Annotated in this window: 25 protein-coding genes and 1 pseudogene; 16 read left to right on the top strand and 10 right to left on the bottom strand. The window is 66.9% G+C overall.

What is annotated here, in order from left to right; genetic code table 11:
- Positions 1-174: 174 nt before the first annotated feature.
- The 3 genes from ACTHQX_RS16555 to ACTHQX_RS16545 are packed head-to-tail and all read right to left on the bottom strand — an operon-like array spanning position 175 to position 2,191.
- Positions 175-798, bottom strand: coding sequence for an energy-coupling factor transporter transmembrane component T family protein (locus ACTHQX_RS16555; protein ID WP_440159056.1), 624 nt, complete (start codon positions 796-798; stop codon positions 175-177).
- Positions 795-1,520 carry an energy-coupling factor ABC transporter ATP-binding protein gene (locus ACTHQX_RS16550; protein WP_440159057.1) on the bottom strand — a complete coding sequence of 242 codons (726 nt, stop codon included), beginning with the start codon at positions 1,518-1,520 and terminating at the stop codon, positions 795-797. The genes ACTHQX_RS16555 and ACTHQX_RS16550 overlap by 4 nt, the downstream gene beginning before the upstream one ends.
- A complete protein-coding gene (locus ACTHQX_RS16545) occupies positions 1,517-2,191 on the bottom strand; it encodes a biotin transporter BioY (RefSeq protein WP_440159058.1) in 675 nt (224 codons plus the stop codon). The genes ACTHQX_RS16550 and ACTHQX_RS16545 overlap by 4 nt, the downstream gene beginning before the upstream one ends.
- Before the next feature lie 314 nt (positions 2,192-2,505).
- Here ACTHQX_RS16545 and ACTHQX_RS16540 point away from each other — a divergent pair, with 314 nt between their 5' ends.
- The 5 genes and pseudogenes from ACTHQX_RS16540 (at position 2,506) to ACTHQX_RS16520 (ending at position 6,091) form a co-directional block, all read left to right on the top strand.
- Positions 2,506-4,104: an ABC-F family ATP-binding cassette domain-containing protein gene (locus ACTHQX_RS16540; RefSeq protein WP_440159059.1), complete on the top strand. Its 1,599-nt coding sequence runs from the start codon at positions 2,506-2,508 to the stop codon at positions 4,102-4,104.
- 247 nt (positions 4,105-4,351) lie between these two features.
- On the top strand, positions 4,352-4,714 hold the full coding sequence (locus tag ACTHQX_RS16535; protein ID WP_440159060.1) for a hypothetical protein: 363 nt from the start codon (positions 4,352-4,354) through the stop codon (positions 4,712-4,714).
- Positions 4,707-5,207 (top strand): DUF222 domain-containing protein, encoded by a 501-nt coding sequence (locus tag ACTHQX_RS16530; protein WP_440174625.1) that lies wholly within the window; start codon positions 4,707-4,709, stop codon positions 5,205-5,207. Before ACTHQX_RS16535 ends, ACTHQX_RS16530 begins: the two co-directional genes overlap by 8 nt.
- Positions 5,108-5,770 (top strand): annotated as a pseudogene (locus ACTHQX_RS16525) (hypothetical protein); the annotation flags it as partial. The gene ACTHQX_RS16530 and the pseudogene ACTHQX_RS16525, both read left to right, overlap by 100 nt.
- 48 nt (positions 5,771-5,818) lie before the next feature.
- Entirely contained in the window at positions 5,819-6,091 is a 273-nt protein-coding gene (locus ACTHQX_RS16520) for an HNH endonuclease (RefSeq protein ID WP_440174627.1), read from the top strand.
- Between the two features lie 71 nt (positions 6,092-6,162).
- Here the strand turns inward: ACTHQX_RS16520 and ACTHQX_RS16515 are convergent, their stop codons facing one another.
- Positions 6,163-7,065 carry a pentapeptide repeat-containing protein gene (locus ACTHQX_RS16515; protein WP_440158516.1) on the bottom strand — a complete coding sequence of 301 codons (903 nt, stop codon included), beginning with the start codon at positions 7,063-7,065 and terminating at the stop codon, positions 6,163-6,165.
- Positions 7,066-7,370: 305 nt separating this feature from the next.
- On the opposite strand from ACTHQX_RS16515, the gene ACTHQX_RS16510 reads away from it, so the two are divergent.
- The gene (locus ACTHQX_RS16510) at positions 7,371-7,949 is read left to right on the top strand and encodes a dihydrofolate reductase family protein (protein ID WP_440158515.1); all 579 of its coding nucleotides are present in this window, start codon (positions 7,371-7,373) and stop codon (positions 7,947-7,949) included.
- A gap of 34 nt (positions 7,950-7,983) precedes the next feature.
- Here the strand turns inward: ACTHQX_RS16510 and ACTHQX_RS16505 are convergent, their stop codons facing one another.
- From ACTHQX_RS16505 to ACTHQX_RS16490, 4 genes are read right to left on the bottom strand one after another with little or no spacing between them, the layout of a single operon-like run.
- Positions 7,984-8,451, bottom strand: coding sequence for a YbaK/EbsC family protein (locus tag ACTHQX_RS16505; RefSeq protein WP_440158514.1), 468 nt, complete (start codon positions 8,449-8,451; stop codon positions 7,984-7,986).
- 16 nt (positions 8,452-8,467) lie between these two features.
- The gene (locus ACTHQX_RS16500; RefSeq protein ID WP_440158513.1) at positions 8,468-9,340 is read right to left on the bottom strand and encodes an SURF1 family cytochrome oxidase biogenesis protein; all 873 of its coding nucleotides are present in this window, start codon (positions 9,338-9,340) and stop codon (positions 8,468-8,470) included.
- Positions 9,341-9,601 carry a hypothetical protein gene (locus ACTHQX_RS16495; protein WP_236803337.1) on the bottom strand — a complete coding sequence of 87 codons (261 nt, stop codon included), beginning with the start codon at positions 9,599-9,601 and terminating at the stop codon, positions 9,341-9,343.
- Positions 9,598-10,047 (bottom strand): DUF3099 domain-containing protein, encoded by a 450-nt coding sequence (locus tag ACTHQX_RS16490; protein WP_440158511.1) that lies wholly within the window; start codon positions 10,045-10,047, stop codon positions 9,598-9,600. Before ACTHQX_RS16490 ends, ACTHQX_RS16495 begins: the two co-directional genes overlap by 4 nt.
- 139 nt (positions 10,048-10,186) lie before the next feature.
- Between ACTHQX_RS16490 and ACTHQX_RS16485 the strand changes: the two genes are divergently transcribed.
- The 3 genes from ACTHQX_RS16485 to ACTHQX_RS16475 all read left to right on the top strand — a co-directional run bounded on the left by ACTHQX_RS16485 (position 10,187) and on the right by ACTHQX_RS16475 (position 12,856).
- Positions 10,187-10,912, top strand: coding sequence for a beta-ketoacyl-ACP reductase (locus ACTHQX_RS16485; RefSeq protein ID WP_111904768.1), 726 nt, complete (start codon positions 10,187-10,189; stop codon positions 10,910-10,912).
- A gap of 185 nt (positions 10,913-11,097) precedes the next feature.
- A complete protein-coding gene (locus ACTHQX_RS16480; RefSeq protein WP_440158510.1) occupies positions 11,098-11,850 on the top strand; it encodes an SDR family oxidoreductase in 753 nt (250 codons plus the stop codon).
- A 145-nt stretch (positions 11,851-11,995) separates the two neighbouring features.
- On the top strand, positions 11,996-12,856 hold the full coding sequence (locus ACTHQX_RS16475; protein WP_440158509.1) for a VOC family protein: 861 nt from the start codon (positions 11,996-11,998) through the stop codon (positions 12,854-12,856).
- Between the two features lie 10 nt (positions 12,857-12,866).
- Here ACTHQX_RS16475 and serB read toward each other — a convergent pair whose 3' ends face one another.
- Positions 12,867-13,772, bottom strand: a complete 906-nt coding sequence (serB, locus tag ACTHQX_RS16470; RefSeq protein WP_440158508.1) for a phosphoserine phosphatase SerB — start codon at positions 13,770-13,772, stop codon at positions 12,867-12,869.
- A 117-nt stretch (positions 13,773-13,889) separates the two neighbouring features.
- Between serB and ACTHQX_RS16465 the strand changes: the two genes are divergently transcribed.
- Entirely contained in the window at positions 13,890-14,663 is a 774-nt protein-coding gene (locus tag ACTHQX_RS16465) for a phosphatase PAP2 family protein (protein ID WP_440158507.1), read from the top strand.
- On the opposite strand, the gene ACTHQX_RS16460 is transcribed toward ACTHQX_RS16465, so the two are convergent.
- The gene (locus ACTHQX_RS16460; protein ID WP_440158506.1) at positions 14,640-15,902 is read right to left on the bottom strand and encodes an MFS transporter; all 1,263 of its coding nucleotides are present in this window, start codon (positions 15,900-15,902) and stop codon (positions 14,640-14,642) included. The genes ACTHQX_RS16465 and ACTHQX_RS16460 overlap by 24 nt on opposite strands.
- Before the next feature lie 22 nt (positions 15,903-15,924).
- Between ACTHQX_RS16460 and ACTHQX_RS16455 the strand changes: the two genes are divergently transcribed.
- From ACTHQX_RS16455 to ACTHQX_RS16430, 6 genes are all read left to right on the top strand, one after another.
- Complete coding sequence (locus ACTHQX_RS16455; protein ID WP_440158505.1) at positions 15,925-16,527, top strand: CGNR zinc finger domain-containing protein; 603 nt, start codon at positions 15,925-15,927, stop codon at positions 16,525-16,527.
- 11 nt (positions 16,528-16,538) lie between these two features.
- Positions 16,539-17,324, top strand: a complete 786-nt coding sequence (locus ACTHQX_RS16450; RefSeq protein ID WP_440158504.1) for an ABC transporter ATP-binding protein — start codon at positions 16,539-16,541, stop codon at positions 17,322-17,324.
- 18 nt (positions 17,325-17,342) lie between these two features.
- On the top strand, positions 17,343-18,128 hold the full coding sequence (locus tag ACTHQX_RS16445; RefSeq protein WP_440158503.1) for a sulfite exporter TauE/SafE family protein: 786 nt from the start codon (positions 17,343-17,345) through the stop codon (positions 18,126-18,128).
- 37 nt (positions 18,129-18,165) lie between these two features.
- Positions 18,166-18,975 carry a TrmH family RNA methyltransferase gene (locus ACTHQX_RS16440; RefSeq protein WP_440158502.1) on the top strand — a complete coding sequence of 270 codons (810 nt, stop codon included), beginning with the start codon at positions 18,166-18,168 and terminating at the stop codon, positions 18,973-18,975.
- A gap of 167 nt (positions 18,976-19,142) precedes the next feature.
- The gene (locus ACTHQX_RS16435; RefSeq protein WP_003802336.1) at positions 19,143-19,400 is read left to right on the top strand and encodes a type B 50S ribosomal protein L31; all 258 of its coding nucleotides are present in this window, start codon (positions 19,143-19,145) and stop codon (positions 19,398-19,400) included.
- Positions 19,401-19,482: 82 nt separating this feature from the next.
- Complete coding sequence (locus ACTHQX_RS16430) at positions 19,483-20,577, top strand: lipoate--protein ligase family protein (RefSeq protein ID WP_440158501.1); 1,095 nt, start codon at positions 19,483-19,485, stop codon at positions 20,575-20,577.
- Positions 20,578-20,596: the final 19 nt, after the last annotated feature.

Genomic DNA, 20,596 nt, shown 5'->3' with positions numbered 1-20,596 from the left:
CGCTGCCTCCGTTCAGGGGGTAAAGGGCTGCCGCCAGTTCGACGGCGGGTCATGGGGTGCCGTTCCACCTAACCAGCGTTTACATCGCTGTGGGAGTCCCTGCTGGTACCCCCTCCAAGAGGACCTCCCATGCGCCTTGCCTTCCGGAGGAGCACGTTCCTGAGATCGGAGCACTCAGTCCTCCGGCTCGCCCAGCCCGCGGGCGGCCAGCGCCTCGCCTGTATGGCGCGCATACGCAACGGTGGTGATGAACACCGGCAGGACCAGCGCCCGCGGGTTCCGTTCCAGTCCGCGGGCTCGCGCCGAGTCCCGGACGTCCGAAAAGGCGCCGGCGATGAACGGGATGCTCCGCAGCATGATGGCGATGGTCAGGGCAAACCGCTCCGGGTCAGCGCCGAAGCGCTGGAACGGACGGGCCAGGGAGACCACCCCGTCGAGCAGGCGGTGCAGCGGTGTGGTGGCGGTCAGCAGGGACGCCGCCACGACACACAGCAGGATGTTCAGCACAATCCGCACGGCAACAGGGCCCCCCAGCTGCCACCACTGGAACGCCCCGATCACCAGCAGGATGGGAAGCAGCGGCCGCACCGCACGGTAGAGGCGCATGGGCCCGGCGCCGCTGAGCAGGAACAGTCCGCACAGCACGGCGAGTGCTCCGGCGGCTAGCCGCCAGTCGACGATCAGGAACGAGGCCATCCCGCAGGCCAGGACCAGCAGGAACTTCAGCCAGAGGGGCATGCGGTGGATCAGGGACGTGCCGGGCACGTAGTTGGCGAGCAGGAAGCCGTGGCCCCTCACCGGAAATCCCCGCCTGACAGGCTCCGGGCAGACAGTGAGCGGTAATGCTCGACGGCGGCGGCAGCACCGCCGTCGTACGCTATCCGTCCGGACTCGACCACCAGGACCCGGTCCATGTCCAGCGCTAGTTCCAGGTCATGGGTGGACATGATGATCTGCTGGCTGAGACCGGCCAGGGTGCGGCGGAGCAGCTCGCGGTTCCGGAGGTCCAGGAGCGTGGAGGGCTCGTCCAGCACCAGCACTCCGGGCTCGACCGCCAGCACGGACGCCAGGGCGAGGAGCTGCCGTTCCCCGCCCGAGAGTTCGTAGATGCTCTGGTCAGCCAGGCGCAGAAGCCCGAAGCGGTCCAAGGCGGCGGAGGCCTGCTCACGGCGCTCCTTCCCGCTCCGGACCGAACGCCGGAGGGAAAGTTCAACGTCCTCACGTCCGGTGGGCATGACCAGCTGGGAGAGGGGATCGGTGAAGACGAAACCCACCTGCTGCCGTACTGCCCGCACATTCCGGACCGTGTCGGCGCCGTTGACGCTCACGGTCCCTTCGCTGGGGACCACGAGGCCGTTGAGCAGGCGGAGCAGGGTTGACTTGCCGGAGCCGTTGGCCCCGATGACGCCGATCCGCTCCTCGGTGAGCTCCACCGAGATGTCCTGCAGCAGAACCTTGGGGTCAGGGCGGCCGTCAACGGCCACGCTGACCCCCGCGTTCCTGAGGGAGAGGGTGCTCACTGCTGTGCGGAGGCTTCCGGCGTGGTGGCTTCCGGGGTCGCTGCCTTCTGAGGGAGTTGCCGGACGCGGCGTACCAGCAAATCGGGGAAGGCCTTGTGCAGGGCGATGGCCACCGTGACGGCGAGGACGTTCTTGATGATGTCGCCGGGGTAGAAGGGGAGGTCGGCGAGGAACGCCTTGGCGAAGTCCAGCTTGGCATTGACCATCATGCCGGCGATGCCGAGGCCGTGGACCAGCACAATGCTGGTGGCCATCGCAGACACAAACAGCAGCGCGGCGCGGAACTTTACAGTGCGGCGGATAACGACGGCGGCCAGCCAGCCTACCGCCGCTGCGGCCAGCGGGAACGCGATGATGTAACCTGCTGACGGTCCGGCGAGGATGCCCAGGCCGCTGCGGCCGCCGCTGAAGATCGGCAGCCCGGCGAGGCCGAGCAGGGTGTACAGTCCGACGGCGGCGAACGCGCGGCCCGGGCCGAGAGCAAGGCCGGTGAGCATGACAGCGAGCGTCTGGAGCGTGATGGGGACGCCGAGGCCGCCCACCGGAATGGCCGCCACCAGGGCTGACGCCGCCACGAGCGCGGCGAAGACGGCGATGAGTCCGAGGTCGGTGGCGTTCCAGCGGCGGCGCTTTGCCGGCTGCAGGGTGCCGGCGGAATGGGTCTGGGTCATGGGAGGTCCTGTCGAGGGGGTACAGACAATTATCAGCTCGTCTCGACGTTACTGGCCCGGGAATGGCCGCATTTTGTTGCTCTCCTACAAGACGAACTGCCCGGGGTCTGGTGCTGGGCACAAATACTCCGCTCCTTCGGGACGGCAAGGCGCTCCTGCCATGTGAGGAAGGCATGTTCCGGCAGGGTTGCGCCGGCCGGTAGACTTGAACGGGCCGTTCTCACGGCTGGCATCCCCGGCGTTCCAGACTTTTCGCCGTGCGGCATGCAACCTGCCGTGCTGCGGCTTCCCTGTTGTGAAAGGCCTTACCTGCTTTGATTACCGTTCAGGATCTTGAACTGCGCGCTGGCGCCCGCCTGCTCATGGACCAGGTGAGCTTCCGGATCGACAAGGGCGACAAGATCGGCCTCGTGGGCCGCAACGGTGCCGGCAAGACTACACTGACCCGCGTCTTGGCAGGCGAGGGCCTGCCTGCCGCCGGCAAGGTGACCCGCAGCGGCGAGATCGGGTACCTGCCCCAGGACCCCCGGACGCCGGATATGGAGCAGCTGGCGCGGGACAGGATCCTGTCCGCCCGCGGCCTGGACATCGTCGTCGGCAAGCTGAAGAAGGCACACGACGAAATGGCCAGCGAGGACCCGGCGGTCCAGCGCAAGGCGATGAACCGCTACGACCGGCTCGAATCGGAGTTCCTGGCCGCCGGCGGCTATGCTGCCGAAGCCGAGGCCGCAGCCATCTGCTCGAACCTCGCCCTGCCGGACCGCCTGCTGAACCAGCCCCTCAAGACCCTGTCCGGCGGTCAGCGGCGCCGCGTCGAGCTCGCGCGGATCCTGTACTCGGACGCCGAGACCATGCTCCTGGATGAGCCCACCAACCACTTGGACGCCGATTCCATCGCGTGGCTCCGCGACTTCCTCAAGAACCACCAGGGCGGACTGATCGTGATCAGCCACGACACCGAGCTGCTCGAAGCCACCGTCAACAAGGTGTTCCTCCTGGACGCCAACCGGGCCCAGATCGACTTCTACAACATGGACTGGAAGCGCTATCTGACGCAGCGCGAAACAGACGAACGCGCCCGCAAGCGGGAACGCGCCAACGCCGAAAAGAAGGCCCAGGTCCTGTTCGACCAGGCCAACAAGATGCGGGCCAAGGCCACCAAAGCCGTTGCAGCGCAGAACATGGCCAAACGTGCTGAACGTCTGCTCAGCGGGCTGGAAGCCGTGCGCGAAAACGACCGCGTGGCAGCCCTCCGCTTCCCGGATCCTTCGCCCTGTGGCAAGATCCCGCTTACGGCAGAGGGCCTCAGCAAGTCCTATGGCTCGCTGGAAATCTTCACCGACGTGGACCTTGCCATCGACCGCGGCTCCAAGGTGGTCATCCTTGGCCTGAACGGTGCGGGCAAGACCACCCTCCTGCGGATGCTCGCCGGCGTGGACCGCCCCGACACCGGCGACATTGTCCCCGGGCACGGCCTCAAGGTGGGCTACTACGCCCAGGAGCACGAAACCCTGGACGTCGACCGCACCGTCCTCGAGAACATGCGTTCCTCTGCCCCCGACATGAAGGACGCCGAGGTCCGCGGCATCCTGGGCTCGTTCCTGTTCTCCGGCGACGACGTCGACAAGCCCGCCGGCGTGCTCTCCGGCGGTGAGAAGACCCGTCTGGCTCTGGCCACCATCGTGGCCTCCAGCGCGAACGTTCTCCTTCTGGACGAGCCAACCAACAACCTTGACCCCGCCAGCCGCGCCGAAATCTTGGGCGCACTGCGCAACTACACCGGCGCCGTCGTCCTGGTCAGCCACGATGAAGGGGCCGTCGAGGCGCTCAACCCGGAGCGCGTGGTATTGCTGCCCGACGGCGTCGAGGACCTCTGGAACGAGGACTACCTGGACCTCATCACGCTGGCTTAGTTCGCGGCGGTTCTGCCGCCAGCACGCAGATATGCCTGCCCGGCCTCGCTAGAGGTCCGTTAATGTCAGACCCCCTCATCAGACTGTTTCTGTGGAAGTCGTTGGGGGATTCACCGAACACCGGGCCTTAGGGTCGGGTGCCGGTGGGTTGGCTTCCGTCCGGAAGAACGACGGCGGACGGTTGCCTGCGCTCACTGACATGGCCGGGGGGGCTAATAATGTCAGACGCCCTGATCAGACTGTTTCTATGGAAGCCGTTGGGGGATTCACCGAACACCGGGCCTTAGGGCCGGGTGCCGGTGGGTTGGCTTCTGAGCCGGTTTCCGTTGGTGCCAACGCCCTTCAGAGCGTTCCTGTTGGCGGTGGCGCCAGTGTCGTCGAGGGGGACGTGGTTGATCAGGCCTTGGCTTTGCTGGAACCGGACACGATCACTGCCGAGGACACTGCGTTGTGGGGTTTCGGGCAGGCCGCGGATTTCGCGGACCGGCTCGAGCAGCTCTCTCGGCGGGTGGAGCGTCTGCAAGTGCTCGCCGCCGGCGCGGTGGACCGTTCCCGCACCGCTGCGCTCACCGCCGCGGCATCGTCCCTCGTCGCCGTCCCCGGTGTCTGATACTTTGCCGGGGGATGACGGGTCCCGGAACACCGTGGAGCTCCTTCGGGACAGGCTGCGGATCAGCTCCGCCGAAGCCCGCCGGCGGATCGGACTGGCCGACGCGGTCCTGCCCAGGACCGGTTTCGGCGGGCAACAACTCCCCCCGAGGTATGAGGAGCTCGCGGCCGCGGTCGATACCGCCCAGATCAGCTCCCGCGCGGCGACCACCATCACTCTGGCCATGGACCGGGCACGGCATTTCACCACCCCGGACCATACAGCCGCAATGGAACACGACCTGACCCTGGCCGCCGTCGAGAACGACGCCGACTTCCTCACCCGCGTCGCCACAAACACTGGGCCGAGGCGATCGACCAGGACGGAACCGAACCCTCCGAAGCGGCCCTCCGCCAAATCCAGGGCGCCTTCATCCGCCGCCCCAAACACGGCCTGCAGCACCTGGAAATCTTCGCCACCGCCGAACAGTTCGAAACCATCACCACCGTCATGAACACCGCCACCAACCCCCGCACCCCGGCACCCAGCCACGGCACTGGGACCGACGGGACCAGCGCCGACGGACCAAACAGTGACGGCCCAGGCAGTGACGGGCCAAGCAGCGGGGCGGGCAGTGATGGGCCAGGGAACGTGGAACCGGCTGGCCTTGACGGCTGGGCCACCGACGGCGTCCCGGAAATCTCCCTGGATCACCGGTCACAGGGGCAGAAGCGGCTCGACGGGCTCGTCGGCGCGCTGCAAACTGTGCTCACCACCGACACCCTGCCGGCCAACGGCGGCCACCGGCCCCAGATCCTGGCCACCATCAACTACCGCGACCTCCTCGCCGACCTCCAACACCGGCAGGACACACAATGGGCCCAGAGTGCTCAATGGGGCCAGAGCGCTGAGGGTCCGCAGCCCGCTACCGCCGGCCGGAGCAGCACCGGCCGATCCAGTCAAGGCACGGCATTGTTCGCGTTCGGCGGGCCGGTGAACCCGGCCACGATCCGCAAAATAGCCTGCGACGCCGACATCATCCCCGTCGTCCTCGGCGGCCAGGGCAGGATCCTGGACATCGGGCGCGCCTCACGCGTCTTCCCGCCCCACATCCGCAAAGCCATCATGGCCCGGGACCAGGGCTGCGCGTTCCCCGGCTGCACCATCCCCGCCGCGTGGTGCGAAGCCCACCACATCACCTACTGGTCCCGCGGCGGAACCACCAGCACCGGCAACGGCGTCCTGCTCTGCAGCCATCACCATCACCTCATCCACAAAGAACACTGGCACATCGAAGTCACCAACGAGGTGCCCTGGTTCAAACCCCCACCAGAACTCGACCCCCACCGAAAACCCCGCCGCAACAACTACTTCCACTCACGACCCCACCGGGAATGAACGGGCTGAGCGTGTGGTACCCCTGCCCGACGGCGTTGAGGGCCTCTTGAACGAGGACTACCTGAGCCTCGTCACGCTGTCCACGTTTCAGCGTGGTTCTGATTGACGTGCCAGCGCCCGGGAACTTCAAGTCCGCCGGGCAGCCGTGTCTCAGGGTTGCCCCGCGCGCTGTTGAGCTGCGGCTGCGTCAGGTAGAGGGCGCGGGACAACTCGGCGCCTTCCAGCCGTGCATCCCTCAGGTCGGCGCCCAGCAGGTCCACTCCGGCCAGATCAGCGCCGCGCAGGTCTGCCGCAATGAGGCAGGCGCCCCGAAGGTTGGCGCCGCAGAGCCGGAGCGTCCGGAGGTCCACGCCCGCTAGGTCCGCCTGAGGCTGCAGCCGTTCTTCAAGCTCGTCGCCCGAGGCGAAGAAGGCGGCCCGGACTTCCTCGCTGACCTCCGCCAGCACCTGCCGCACCCGGCTGTGAAGTGTCTCGACGCCGAGGGCGAGCAGCCCGGCCACTGGTCCTTTCGTGAGTTTGCTGATGGTGAGCCGCAGCTCCTGCACAGCGGTGCCGGTGTCTGCGTCAAAGGCTCGTTCCTGCGCCTCCGCCAGGTACCAGAGCATCTCGTGAAGCTGCCGCATGATCTTGAAGGCTGCGAACATGCCGGACCTGCTCTCCGGCTTTTCGCGCCAGCTGACGCCGTCGAACAGCCCCTGCGACACAGCCTGGCCCGCGCCGAAGCAGTCGAAAACGGTGCAGCCACGGAAGCCGCGCGGGCGCAGCCGGTCGTGGATGCCACAGGAGAAGTCGGCGGCGAGATTGGGGCACGGCGTACCCGCCGGCTTGTCGATGGCGAAGTCGGCTGAACGTGAAAAGCCGAAGGCGGTGCAGCACAGCGCGAAGCAGTTACTGCAGTCGGGCTTCAGTGCGTCCCGGCCAGGAGTGGCAGCAGGCTGCAGAATGGATGTGCGTGGAATGGATGTGGTGCTCAATTGATCTCCCAAGAATGATGCGGATGTGTACGTCGCACTGGGAACCCGTAGTCGAGTTCCCTCGGCGGACACACCGGATCACCGCTCCGGAACGGAACGCGGTAGCACTGCCGCGAGAGGGCAGCGGCTGTGAGCTAGAGAGAAGTATGAAGAATCACTGGCTCCAGAATACCTGCACCGCGACGCCGCGTGCGGGCAATCGTTACTGAACAGCCTGGTGGTAATCCTTCGCTTCGGTAGCTAGGCTCTTCCCGCCGTGACAGCTGCATTTGCAAACCCGATCAGCCGCACCCGAGGAGAGCATCATGACCGCTATCTACACTTTCGACGTCTTTGCCAGCCTCGATGGTTTCGGCTCCCACAGGGGCAACTGGGGCGGTTACTGGGGCAAGCAAGGCCCCGAGCTGCTCGAGCACCGCCTCGCCCTGTACGTCGAGGAGCAGCGGATGGTCTTCGGGGCCAACACGTATCGGGCGTTCGCCGGGATGATGGCCTCGAGCAGCGAGGAGTCCGAGGTCCGTGACCCATGGGTCACGCGGATGACGAACCTGCCGGCAACGGTCGTCTCGAGAACGCTTCAAGAACCGCTCGACTGGCCGGACGCGGCTGTCGTTAGCGGCGACGCAGTCGACGTTGTCGCCAGGCTCAAGGAAGAGTCAGCAGTGCCACTGCGCTCACACGGCAGCCTGTCCATGAACCGGGCGCTGATGGCCGCCGGCCTGGTCGACCGCGTCCAACTGACTCTCTTTCCTGTAATCACCGGTCAGACCGGAGAAGAACCGGTCTTCCAGGGCGCCGCCGACTTCGACCTCGAGCTGATCGAGAGCCGCACGCTCGACGGACACACTCTGGAGCTCATCTATCGGCCAACCCTCCACGCCTGACTCACGGGCGACCCGACCCCCAAACGACTGACACTCAACGCACCCGGAGCGCGTGGGCGTCCGTAATGCGCTGCAGCTCGCCGAAGCTGATGGAGAACATCGAGTGGTGGTCGCCGGCCCCGGCCCAGAGCGTCGCATACTCTTCGAGTGAGGTGTCCAGCAGCGTGCGGATTTTGGCCGGGTGGCCTACCGGCGCAACCCCGCCCACTTCCTGGCCCGTGTGCTGCAGGACGAAGTCCGGCGCGGCACGGCGGATCCGTCCCGTCCCCAGCTGGGAGGCGACGAGGCGCACGTCCACTTTCGCGGCGCCGCTGGCGAGGATCAGCAGGGGAGTGCCGTCCACTTCGAACACCAGGCTGTTGGTGATGGCCGCAACGTCGCAACCAAGGGCATCAGCCGCGGCGGCCGCCGTCGGGACCGCGCCCGGAAGAACCGTCACTGTGTCGCGGGCGCCCGCTGCTGTCAGAGCGCGGCGAACGTTGGCGACCGGGTCGGCAAGCATCTCAGTGCTCCTGTTCTCAGTAGCCCTGTGCATCCAGGATCGCGTCTTCCTCTTCCTCCGCCGTCGGGCGCTTGCGCTTCCGGGGCGCCGGTGGACGACGGCGGGCTCCCGCGGCGGTGGTGGCAGCCTCGCCCTCCGACAACTCGGCATCCTCGGCGTCCATGGCGGCGTTTCGCGCCTGCTGCCGGGCCGCATAACCAAAGCCCACAAACATGAGGACGCCAAAGGCGAACCACTGGAGTGAGTAGGACAGGTGCGTCCCCTCGTCCACCGAGGGCATCGGAAACGGCTGCGGCATGTCCGCCACCGTGGGCGTCTCCGACGCGAGCTGCCCGTAGGCGCCGGTGAGGAGCGGGGAGCCCAGTTCGGCGGAGTAGGCCGGCAGGTCAATGGAGGCGAGCTGGCCTTCCGGGGCACCGCGCTGCAGTGTGGGTTCGCTGTGCTTGAGCCGCACCACCGCCGTGATCTGCCCGGACGGCGGCGCAGGAATCGTGTCCGGCCGTCCAGGTGTCTTGTTGCCGATCGGCAGCCAGCCCCGGTCAATCACCACGGTCTCGCCCGACACGAGCTTGAACGGCACCACCACCTCGTACCCGGGCTGGCCGTTGAGCGGGCGGTTGCGCACGATCCGCTGCCCGTCGACGTCGTACCTGCCCTGGAGCTTAACCTGGGTCCATTCCCGCGACGGGTCCAGCTGATTGAACTCGTCGCGCGCCTGGTCAAACGTGATGGGAGTGGCCGAGTAGTTGGACGTGACTCGCTGGATCTCGGCCAGGGTCTCGGCGCGGCGGTCCATCTGCCAGCGGCCGAGGAAGACGCAGCCGGTGGCGAAGATTGCGGCCAGCAAGAGGTAGCCCAGCCACTTGCTGGAAAACAGGAACTTGTACATTCAGCTGTTCCCGCCGGTCTCTGCGGGCTCGAGCGGCACGGTTTCCTTCCAGAGGCCGCGCGTCTGCAGGTAGTCCTCCAGCCACGCCTTGTGCTCACCGCAAGCGAGCCACACCTTGCGGCGGTCAGGCGTGTGGATCTTGGGGTTGTTCCAGAGCAGCTGCCAGGACGCGTCGGCCCGGCAGGCTTTGCGGGAGCACGTGGCCGTGGACGCCGGCCCGGCAAGATCGCTGCTGCCGCCACCCAGGTTGAAAATGTTCATGAAGCTTTCTGTCCCCGGCCGTCGTCTTCTTCTTCTTCGTCATTGGTGATGAGTTCGCCCTGGAGCACCGTCGGTTCATCGTCCGTGTCGGAGCTCTCCGGAGTGCCGGATTCCTCGGCTGCCCCCAGCTCAGCGTACGGCGTGTAGTCGAGCAGCGCGTCGCTGTGGATCTCCGCCTTGTCCGAACCGTTGGCGATCACCACCGCGATCCAGGGCAGGAATACCGCACCCGCCACCGCAACCAGCTTGAACCAGCCGTCCACCACGAAGATCAGGATCAGGCACACCATGCGGATGGCCATGGCAAGGGCGTACTTGATCATGCGCTCCCGCATGTCTTCGGAATGCGCTGCGGCGGCGTCCGTGATGCTGATTACTTCCGGATGACCGGAGGTGGCGTCACGCTTCCCGGGCAACTGCTGACCGGGCTGGGGTTCAGATGTCACGACTGTTTGATCACGCTCCAATGGCTACCCCAATTCTCTCACCATCCACAGGAGGCTCCCAATCGGGCGATAAGATCGGAGGCAGTCAAAAATCCAGCCACCACGGCGGAGCCATGCTCCGCAGAAAACCGGAGCACACATGTCTGAAGCAGCAACCACGGCCCGCAGCGTCCTCATCACCGGCGGCAACCGCGGCATCGGCCTGGCCATCGCGGAGGCATTCGTGGCCAACGGGGACAAGGTGGCCGTAACCTACCGCAGCGAATCCAAGCTGCCGGAGGGTGTGCTGGGCGTCAAAGCCGACGTGACCGACGAAGCCTCCGTTGACGCTGCGTTCGCCGAGGTGGAGGCCGCCCACGGCCCCGTTGAGGTGCTGGTGGCGAACGCCGGCATCACCAAGGACACGCTGCTGCTGCGCATGAGCGAGGACGACTTCACGTCCGTCATTGACACCAACCTGACCGGAGCCTTCCGCGTCATCAAGCGCGCCTCGAAGGGCATGATCCGGCTGCGTCGGGGCCGCGTGGTGCTCATCTCCTCCGTTTCGGGCCTGTACGGCGCGCCGGGGCAGATCAACTACTCCGCCTCCAAGGCCGGCCTCGTGGGCATTGCACGTTCCCTGACCCGCGAGCTCGGTTCGCGCGGGATCACTGCGAACGTCGTCGCTCCCGGGTTCATCAACACGGACATGACGGCAGAACTGCCGGAAGCAACCCAGAAGGATTACCTGTCCAGCATCCCTGCCGGGCGCTTCGCCGACGCCTCCGAGGTGGCCAACGTCGTTCGCTGGATCTCCAGTGACGAAGCCGCCTATATTTCCGGCGCCGTGATTCCGGTCGACGGCGGCCTCGGCATGGGTCACTAGACACCAGGCACAAGGCACTGGGCACCGGGCCGAGACACCAGGGCAACTTTCGCCCACTGCTGGCCGTCGGCTTCTTTGTGGCGTACCGACAAAGGAAACCGGCGCGGCCGCTGGCATGATGGACTTCAGGTCATCAGTAATTAGACGTTTTGAACAAAGTTATAGCTTTAGACAAGGGAGCCCATATGGGACAGCTGGACAACAAGACAGCCATCGTCACCGGTTCTTCGCGCGGCATCGGCGCCGAAGTTGCCAAGATCCTCGCCGGCGAGGGTGCCGCCGTCGTTGTTAACTACCGCCAGAAGGCGCCGCGCGCCAACAAGGTGGTGGCCGGCATTGAGGCCGACGGCGGCCGTGCCGTCGCCGTGGGCGCCGACCTGACCAGCATCGAAGGTGTGCAGGCGCTGGCCAGCGCCGCCATGGAAAACTTCGGCTCGCTCGACGTTCTGGTCCTCAACGCCTCCGGCGGCATGGAATCCGGCATGGAGGAGGACTACGCCCTCAAGCTCAACCGCGACGCCCAGGTCAACATGCTCAACGCCGCCGCGCCCCTCATGAAGGAGGGCTCCCGCGTGGTATTCGTGACCAGCCACCAGGCGCATTTCATCAACTCGGTCCCCACCATGCCGGAGTACGAGCCCGTGGCCCGCAGCAAGCGTGCCGGCGAGGACGCGCTGCGTGAGCTCCTGCCGAACCTGGCCGACAAGGGCATCTCCCTGGTGGTCGTGTCCGGCGACATGATCGAGGGTACCGTGACTGCCACGCTGCTGGACCGCTCCAACCCGGGTGCCATCGAGGCCCGCCGCGCCGAGGCCGGAAAGCTTTACTCCGTGGAGGAGTTCGCCGCAGTGGTTGCCAGCATGGCCACCGCCGACGTCGAGTCCGGTCACACGGAATACGCCGGCGGCGCGGACTACTTCGGCAAGAACGCCCAGTAGTCTCTGCTGGCGCGGGTTTCCCGCGGCGGACCCCTGTACGAAGGCCCGGCGCATCAGCGCCGGGTCTTCGCTGTCTCCTCACTGGCGCCTAAATCACGCCGCACAGGCGTTGTCCGGGCGGCCTGTGACGCCTAGGGTCATAGCCATGGCACAGGACGCAGCAGAACCGAAGCGGAGCTATCCGGCCGGCGTGCCGTGCTGGGTGGACTGCCAGCAGCCCGACGTGGAAGCAGCCATGAAGTTCTACGGGGGACTGTTGGGTTGGGAGTTCGACGCCGGTGCGGCGCCGGCCGGTGACACCGGAAGTTATGCAGTGGCCCGGCTCGAGGGCCAAGAGACGGGCGCCATCACCGGCTTGGGGCCCGGTCCCCACGGTGTCCCGGCCTGGAACACATACATTGCAGTCGACGATGCGGATGCTGCGGTGCGGCACCTGCTGTCAGCCGGGGCTACCCTGAAATCAGCTCCGGCCGATACAGGCGTTGGAGGCGTACGGGCCGCGCTGGCCGACCCCGAGGGGGCGGAGTTCCGTATCTGGCAGGCAGGGGAGCGGCCGGGCGCCCAAGCCGTCAACCTCCCGGGCGGCTGGAACTTCAGCGACCTCCACACGGCGGACACGGATGCCGCCGCGGATTTCTACGCCAGGGCGTTCGGCTGGGAGTTCGACCGCCTCGACTTCGGCATCATGATCCGCCGCCCCGGGTACGGCGACCATCTGGAGGCCACCATCGACCCCGATATCCGGGCCCGGCAATCGGGAGACGCCGTGCCGGCCGGCTTCGAGGACGCCGTGGGTTGGGTGGCACCGGCTGCCCCGGGCGAGCGACCGCACTGGCATGTGACCTTCACGGTGGCGGACCGGGACCGGGCCGTGAAGGAGGCGGAGCGCCTTGGCGGCCAGGTCCTGGGGCAGGACGACACCGAGTGGACACGGACCGCATTGGTCAGGGACCCCGGCGGGGCTGTCTTCACGGCAAGCCAGTTCACGCCGCCGTCGGGCTTCTAGTTCCGGCCGTTCAGACGCCGGCGATGTGCCGCACCGCGTCGAGGTAGGGCATGTTGATGGCTGCGTCGGCCACGGCGCGGACGGCGGGCTTGGCATTGAAGGCCACCCCGATGCCCGCGGCGCCGAGCATGTCCAGGTCATTGGCGCCGTCACCCACCGCGATGGTGTGCTCCAGCGCGATGCCCTCGGCGGCCGCCCATTCGCGGAGGTATTTTTCCTTGGCGGCGCGGTCGATCACGGCGCCGAGGACCTTGCCGGTCAGGAAGCCGTCCACAATCTCCAGTTCGTTGGCGATCCAGTAGTCCATGCCGAGGTCCTCGGCGATGGGGCGCAGGATCTGGTTGAAGCCGCCGGACACTACCGCCACGGCATGGCCTGCGGCCTTGAACGCGGCCACCAACTCTGCGGCTCCCTCACTCAGCTGCACTTCCGCCCGGACGTAGTCGACGACGGCGGCCGGCAGCCCTGCGAGGACGGCCACCCGGGCGTGAAGGCTTTCCGCGAAGTCGAGTTCTCCGCGCATGGCTGCTTCGGTGACGGCGGTGACTTCGTCGCGCTTACCGGCATAGGCGGCGAGGAGCTCGATGACCTCCTGCTGGATGAGGGTGGAGTCGACGTCCATGATGAGGAGCTTGCGCTCCGCCTTCCGCAGTTCAGCGGGCACGATGGCGGTGCCCACTCCGGTCCGCTCGGCGCGCGCCTTGCCGGCGGCAATCGCATGCCGCAGGCCGGCGATGTCGGCGGCGGATCCGGAGGGCACGGAAAAGTCCAGGGTGCAGACCTCAAAGCGTCCGTCGCCTGAGCTGGAGGCAGCCGCAAAAGTGGCACCAGAGTCCGCCAGCAGGGACCGCAGGTTTTCCGGTTCCGAGGGGGACAGTTTCAGGCCATAGCTGACCGCAGTCACGTTCGAAGTCATGGCTGTAATCTTATCCAGCGTGGCGCCGCCGCCCGAATCCATTGCGCGGCAGCGGTCCTCAGCCGGCTCCCAGCAAACGTCCGGCCAACCCGGAGGCCGGTCCGGCAAAATAGTCGGATGATCTCTGCCCTGATTGCCCGTCTGCGCCCGGCACCAACGCCGAGCGCGTCGCAGCACGCGCTTTTCGGGTGGGCCGGGGCTCTCCTGGTGGCTGGTGACGCAGTTTTCTGGCTCATGTTCGCTGCCATCCAGTCGGACTCCGGGCTGGCCGCCATGGACGGACCTGTACACAGCGTGATGGTAGATTCCCGGAGTCCCGCCGCCACCGCACTATTGGCCGGCCTGACTATAGTGACAGCGCCGGAAGTCCTGACCGTGATTGGCGCCGTGTTTGCCCTCGTATGGGCCGTCTGGAAGCGCGAATTGTGGCGCCCGGCGGTGCTCACAGGTGCCATGGTGCTGGCCGTGGTGGTGACCACCCTCATCAAGCAACTTGTCAGCCGGTCCCGCCCGCCGTCGTCGGACTTCCTGCTCGGCCCGGACGACGCGCTCTCGTTCCCCTCGGGCCACACCGTGGGAATCGGGGTGTTCACGGTAGTGCTCGCCTACCTCGTCCTGTCACGGTCCGGAACGCGTACGACGGCGGTTCTTGGGTTCTCTGCGGCCCTGGCACTCACCGCGCTGGTTGGCTTGAGCCGGCTGTATCTGGGCTATCACTGGCTCACCGATGTCGTGGCTTCCCTCGGGGTCGCGCTGGCTGTTGCAGCGGTGGCCATGTTTACCGACGCAGCCCGGCACGGTCCTGCGGAAAGTCGCCCCGGAGCGCTCAACGGCCGGGCGCCGAACAGTTTGCCCGCTGCTGATTCGTCAGCTCCGGACGCGCAGCCGTAGCAGTGCCACGGCCGCGGCCGCGACGACTGCCGCCGCCAAGGCGCTGACGCCGGAGTAGCCGGCCAGGCCCATTATGGGCCCCGCCGCCGCGCTTCCCACCGCCCCGGCCAGGGACATGGTGGCGTCCGAGAACCCCTGGACGGGAATGCGCTCCGCAGGCGTCAGGGAGGCGACAAGCAGGGTGGAGCCGGCGACGGTGGTCGCCGACCAGCCCAACCCCAGGAGGATCAGGCCGACGGTCACCGAGCCCACGCTCTGGGCCGCCAGTCCGGTCAGTGCCACAGCCGCGAGCAAAGTCAGCAGGCCTGCCAGCGCGGTGGTGCGCGGTCCGAGCCGGTCGGTGAGGGCGCCCATCAGCGGTGACAGAGCATACATGCCCGCGATGTGGAGCGAGATGGTGAGGCCGATCAGCGCGATGGTGTCGGGGGCGCCGGCGGAGTGCCCGGCGTGGTGCTGCATATGCAGCGGCGTCATGGACATGACGGCCACCATCACCGCGTGGGCGGCAATGACCGCTGTGACCGCCCCGCGGGCGGTGGGGTGTTCCCTAACGATCCGCCAGCCCTCCCGCCAGGCACCCGAGCGTTGTGCCACGGGAAGCAGGTCTTCCCCGTCGAGGCCGCGCCGGGTCAGGAGCGGGTCCGGGTGGAGGGCCAGCGCCACGATGGCAGCGCCCACCACCATCCCCAGCGCGGAAATCAGGAAGGGTCCGGCAGCGGGCGGGATGTCCAGCCAGCCTGCCAGGACGGCCCCGGGAGCCACCATGTTGGGCCCGGCGACAGCCCCGATGGTGATTGCCCACACCACCAGGGAGAGGTCCCGTCCCCGATGGGCGGGCTCGGCCAGGTCAGTGGCGGCGAAGCGGGCCTGCAGGTTCACCGCGGAAGCCAGTCCCACCAGGAAGGCCCCGCCAAGCAGGAGCACAAACAGTTCCGTGGTGACGGCGGCGACCATCAGGAAGGTGCCAGCGATCGCCGCGGCCAGGCCGGTGGTGAGGGCCACCCGGCGTCCTCGCTGAAGGGCCAGGCGGGAGAGCGGAATCGCCGTGACTGCGGTGCCGAGGGTGAGGGCGGTGTTGACGGACCCGGCCCACGCCTCGGATCCCGACAGGTCAACAGCAAGGATGGAGCCCAGGGCCAGGGTTGAGCCGTTGCCCAGGCCGGAGAAGATCTGGGCGACCGACAAGGTCCGCACAATGCGGCGCTGGGTGGAACGGGTTGCTTCGGCGGTGTTGGTCAACTCGGATGGTCCCCTCGGACAGATGCTCGTTGCGGAAAACTCCACAGGACAACTGTGTTGTCATGGGTTTATGCAGTTCAACCATGACAACATGCACGGTGTGCGGCTGGCGGAGTCCCTCGTCAACATGCTCGCGGACGGCCTGTGGGACAGCGGTGCGCTGCAGGATCTCCTGACAAGCCACCTGTTCCGCTCGCCCAGGGTCACAGCCGCCAACCAGGACGAACTGCGGGAGCGGGCAATCCGGCTGCAGACGGTTTTCGCCGCCGAGGACCAGGGGGCCCGCTGCTCTGCAGTCAATGACCTGCTGGCCGGGGGCGTGCGGCGCGTGTTTCTGACTACGCACGACGGCATGCTCCCGCATCTTCATTTTGCCGACGCCAGCGAAACCGTGGTCGAAAGAGTGCGTGCGGTGACCGCCGGCGGGCTGGCCATCTTCATGACGGAGGCGGCCGGTGAACGGCTTGGCGTCTGCGCCCTGCGGGACTGCGGCCGCGTATTCGCCGACACCAGCCGTGGCGGCAACCGTGGGTACTGCTCAGCCCGGTGCGGCAACGCCGATGCCGTGCAGCGCTATCGCGGCCGATTGCGGGCCGGTTATCAGTCGCAAGGTGTTTTGTCCTAGTGTCTACTTCTATGAGTGATGTTCTTGAAATGGCCGCCGTCAGCGTTGTGCGCGGAGCCAAAACGCTCCTGAGCAAGGTGGACTGGCAGGTCAGTGAAGGCGAGCGGTGGGTCATCCTCGGCCCCAACGGCGCCGGCAAGACCACTCTGCTGCAGATCGCGGCCGCGAGGCTGCACCCCACCAGCGGCATCGCCGGCATCCTGGACGAAAGCCTCGGCAAGGTGGACGTCTTCGAGCTGCGGCCGCGGATCGGCCTCTCCTCGGCCGCCCTGGCGAACCAAATTCCCGAATACGAGACGGTACTCAATGTCGTCGTCACTGCCGCCTACGGCGTGACCGGCCGCTGGCGCGAGGGCTACGAGAAGGACGACGAACGCCGTGCGTTCGCCCTCCTGAACGACTGGGGCATGGGCCCGCTCCTGAACCGCAAGTTCTCCACGCTGTCCGAGGGGGAACGCAAGCGCGTCCAGATTGCCCGGGCCCTCATGACCGACCCCGAACTGCTGCTGCTCGACGAGCCTGCCGCCGGCCTGGATCTCGGTGGCCGCGAGGACCTCGTGCACCGCCTTAGCCAGTTGGCCATGGACGAGGACGCCCCGGCGATAGTGCTGGTCACCCACCACCTTGAAGAAGTTCCCCCGGGCTTCACCCACGCCATGCTCATGCGCGACGGCGAAGTGGTGGCTGCCGGCCCGGTCGAAGAGGTCCTCACCTCGGGCAACCTGAGCGAGACCTTCGGCCTGCCCCTCGACGTCACGGTGAACGCCGGCCGTTACGCAGCAACCGCCCGCCGCTAGCGGCGCGGGCGGCAGAGCGTGGAGTTTTTCAGCGGCATCCTTGTGTTCTTCGCCGGCCTCTGGGCCGGCACCATCAACAGCGTTGTCGGGTCCGGAACCCTTGTCACCTTCCCGGTGCTGATCGCCCTGGGCCTCGCACCGGTGACGGCCTCCATGAGCAACGCCATGGGCCTCGTCGCCGGTGGCGCCGCGGGCGCGTGGGGTTACCGCCGCGAGCTCAAGGGCCGCGGCCGGCAACTCCTGCGGCTGCTCCCGGCTTCCCTGCTGGGCGGCATCACCGGCGCCTGGCTCCTGCTTCATCTGCCGGAGAAGGTCTTCCACTACGCGGCGCCGGTGCTCATTGTCGTGGCCCTGCTGATGGTGGTGTTCCAGCCCAGGCTTCAACGGTGGGTGCGGAACCGCGAGGAAAACCCCGAGCATGCCCTCCGCGACAAGCACCACGGCATTTTGCTGGTGGTGCTTGTTTTCCTCGCCGGAGTGTACGGCGGCTACTTCGTCGCGGCCCAGGGAATCCTGCTGGTGGGCATCCTCGGCGTGTTCATGACGGGCACCATCCAGAACGCCAACGCCATGAAGAACGTCCTGGTGCTGGGCGTGAACCTGATCGCGGCCGCCTCCTATCTGCTGTTTGCCTTCGACCGGATCAACTGGGCAGTGGTGGCCATCATCGCCGTCAGCTCCCTCATCGGCGGCCTCGTCGGCGCCAAGGTGGGCCGCCGGCTCTCCCCGCCTGTCCTGCGCGGCGTCATCTTTGCACTCGGCCTGGTGGCACTCGGCTTCCTAATTGCGAACCTGCTCAAATGATTGATGAAATACACGTGATTCCCGAAATGACCGCCCGGTGACTTTCCACTATCTCGAGTCTGCCGCGGATCCACGCGTCGCCGACTACACGCAGCTGACGGATGTCCACCTGCGGAAGCTCCGCGAACCCGCCGAGGGCATGTACATCGCCGAATCCTCCCGTGTCCTCCGGCGCGCCCTCGCCGCCGGGCACCGGCCGCGGTCCTTTTTCCTGGCCGAAAAGTGGATGCCGGACCTCGCCGACATCTTCGAGCAATACCCCGATGTTCCCGCCTATATCGGCAGCGCCGGCCTCCTGGAGGAAATCACCGGATTCCACCTGCACCGCGGAGCCATGGCGGCCATGCACCGCCCGGCGCCGGTCCCGCTGCCGGAACTGCTGGCAGGCGCCCGGCGCGTGGCAGTGCTCGAGGACATCGTGGACCACACCAACGTGGGGGCCATCTTCCGGTCGGCAGCGGCGCTGGACGTCGACGCCGTCCTGGTCTCGCCCCGCTGCGGCGACCCGCTGTACCGCCGCAGCGTCCGCGTCAGCATGGGCACTGTCTTCCAGGTGCCCTGGGCCCGGCTGGACAGCTGGCCGCAGGACCTGACCCTCCTCAAGGAACAGGGCTTCACCGTGGCGGCCATGGAACTCACTGACGACGCCGTGGACCTGGACGAACTGGCGGCAGGCAACCCGGAGCGGCTCGCCCTGGTGCTGGGCACGGAAGGTGCCGGCATGAGCGCCGAGACGCTGGCCGCCGTCGACCTCGCCGTGAAGATCCCGATGCGCGCGGGCGTGGACTCGCTCAACGTGGCAGCGGCGTCCGCCGTCGCATTCTGGGAACTGCGGCCGCGGGCCTGAACCCGCCGGAACGATGGTTCGTTAGTTCCTCCGCCATCCGCTATGATTGATAGCTGGTTCCCCTGTGCTTTTTGCTGGCCTCGCGGCTGGCCGAATCACGAATGGAAGCCATCCCATTCATACCTGGCAACTGGCAAAATCCAGTTGCGTGAACAAAAGGTCCCATTATGAAGTCTGATATCCACCCGAAGTACGAAGCTGTTGTTTTCAACGACCTGGCCTCCGGCACGAAGTTCCTGACCCGCTCCACCGTGTCTTCCTCGAAGACCATCGAGTGGGAAGACGGCAACACCTACCCGGTCATCGACGTCGAAATCTCCTCCGAGTCCCACCCGTTCTACACGGGCAAGCAGCGCATCATGGACTCCGCTGGCCGCGTCGAGCGCTTCAACGCTCGCTTCAAGGGCTTCGGCGGCAAGAAGTAGTTCACTTCTCCCCAAGGTTCTTTGGAAAGCCCGCACCGGCAACGGTGTGGGCTTTTCGCGTTTGTGGGGCAGGATGGAAGGCATGACTGCCACGCCAACATCTGCAGGGAGAGAGGCGGCCCGAGGGCTGCACGGTGAGTACAAGGTCCCGGGCGGCAAGCTCGTGGTGGTGGATCTCGACGTCGAGGACGGCGCCTTCACGGACGTTTCCCTCAGCGGCGACTTCTTCCTCGAACCGGACGAGGCCCTCCTGGCCATTAACGGCGCCCTCGTGGGACTGCCGGAAAGTTCGACGGCGGCCGACATCGCCGCCGCCGTGGAGGCCGCCCTCCCGGAGGACGCCGTACTGTTCGGGTTCTCGGCCGACGCCGTGGCCATCGCCGTCCGCAGGGCGCTGGCCGAGGCTACCGCATGGACGGACCACCACTGGAACATCATCGCCCCCGGCGTGCTGCCGACGCACCTGAACGTGGCGCTGGACGAGGTGCTCACTGAGGAGGTCGGCGCCGGCCGCCGCAACCCCACCATCCGCTTCTGGGACTGGGAGGAACCGTCGGTGGTGATCGGCAGCTTCCAGTCCTACCGCAATGAGGTGCATCCCGACGGCGTGGCCCGGCACGGCATCACCGTGGTCCGCCGTATCAGCGGCGGGGGAGCGATGTTCATGGAGGCCGGCAACTGCATCACCTATTCGCTTTACCTGCCGCAGACGCTCGTGGACGGAATAAGCTTCGCCGACTCCTACGCGTTCCTCGACGCCTGGGTGATGGCCGCCCTGAAGAAGCTCGGCATCGACGCCTTCTACGTCCCGCTCAACGACATCGCCACCGGCCAGGGAAAGATCGGCGGGGCAGCGCAGAAGCGGCTCGCCAACGGCGGCATGCTGCACCACGTGACCATGAGTTACGACATTGACGCCGACAAGATGGTGGACGTGCTCCGGATCGGCAAGGAAAAGCTCTCGGACAAGGGAACCACCAGCGCCAAGAAACGCGTGGACCCGCTGCGCCGCCAGACCGGCCTGGCCCGGGCGGAGATCGTAGCGGCCATGACGGAGGTGTTCGCCGAGCGCTACGGGGCCACGCCGTCGGAGATCACGGCCCAGGAGCTGGAAACCGCCCGCGAGCGTGTCGCATCAAAGTTCAGCACGGACGCCTGGCTGCACCGGGTGCCCTAACGCCCTTGGACAAACCCGC

The sequence above is a fragment of the Arthrobacter sp. SAFR-023 genome (assembly GCF_051965295.1).
Classification (GTDB): Bacteria; Actinomycetota; Actinomycetes; order Actinomycetales; family Micrococcaceae; genus Arthrobacter.
This window is presented reverse-complemented; position numbering and strand designations above follow the sequence as displayed.

Bases quoted from the DNA above. Each gene is read 5' to 3' on its own strand.
- serB (WP_440158508.1), bottom strand. From the start codon at position 13,772: ATGACTTCGAACGTGACTGCGGTCAGCTATGGCCTGAAACTGTCCCCC.
- ACTHQX_RS16465 (WP_440158507.1), top strand. From the start codon at position 13,890: ATGATCTCTGCCCTGATTGCCCGTCTGCGCCCGGCACCAACGCCGAGC.
- ACTHQX_RS16510 (WP_440158515.1), top strand. From the start codon at position 7,371: ATGACCGCTATCTACACTTTCGACGTCTTTGCCAGCCTCGATGGTTTC.
- ACTHQX_RS16435 (WP_003802336.1), top strand. From the start codon at position 19,143: ATGAAGTCTGATATCCACCCGAAGTACGAAGCTGTTGTTTTCAACGAC.
- ACTHQX_RS16495 (WP_236803337.1), bottom strand. From the start codon at position 9,601: ATGAACATTTTCAACCTGGGTGGCGGCAGCAGCGATCTTGCCGGGCCG.
- ACTHQX_RS16455 (WP_440158505.1), top strand. From the start codon at position 15,925: ATGCTCGTTGCGGAAAACTCCACAGGACAACTGTGTTGTCATGGGTTT.
- ACTHQX_RS16475 (WP_440158509.1), top strand. From the start codon at position 11,996: ATGGCACAGGACGCAGCAGAACCGAAGCGGAGCTATCCGGCCGGCGTG.
- ACTHQX_RS16485 (WP_111904768.1), top strand. From the start codon at position 10,187: ATGTCTGAAGCAGCAACCACGGCCCGCAGCGTCCTCATCACCGGCGGC.
- ACTHQX_RS16500 (WP_440158513.1), bottom strand. From the start codon at position 9,340: ATGTACAAGTTCCTGTTTTCCAGCAAGTGGCTGGGCTACCTCTTGCTG.
- ACTHQX_RS16535 (WP_440159060.1), top strand. From the start codon at position 4,352: ATGGAAGCCGTTGGGGGATTCACCGAACACCGGGCCTTAGGGCCGGGT.
- ACTHQX_RS16430 (WP_440158501.1), top strand. From the start codon at position 19,483: ATGACTGCCACGCCAACATCTGCAGGGAGAGAGGCGGCCCGAGGGCTG.
- ACTHQX_RS16505 (WP_440158514.1), bottom strand. From the start codon at position 8,451: ATGCTTGCCGACCCGGTCGCCAACGTTCGCCGCGCTCTGACAGCAGCG.
- ACTHQX_RS16520 (WP_440174627.1), top strand. From the start codon at position 5,819: ATGGCCCGGGACCAGGGCTGCGCGTTCCCCGGCTGCACCATCCCCGCC.
- ACTHQX_RS16480 (WP_440158510.1), top strand. From the start codon at position 11,098: ATGGGACAGCTGGACAACAAGACAGCCATCGTCACCGGTTCTTCGCGC.
- ACTHQX_RS16450 (WP_440158504.1), top strand. From the start codon at position 16,539: ATGAGTGATGTTCTTGAAATGGCCGCCGTCAGCGTTGTGCGCGGAGCC.
- ACTHQX_RS16545 (WP_440159058.1), bottom strand. From the start codon at position 2,191: ATGACCCAGACCCATTCCGCCGGCACCCTGCAGCCGGCAAAGCGCCGC.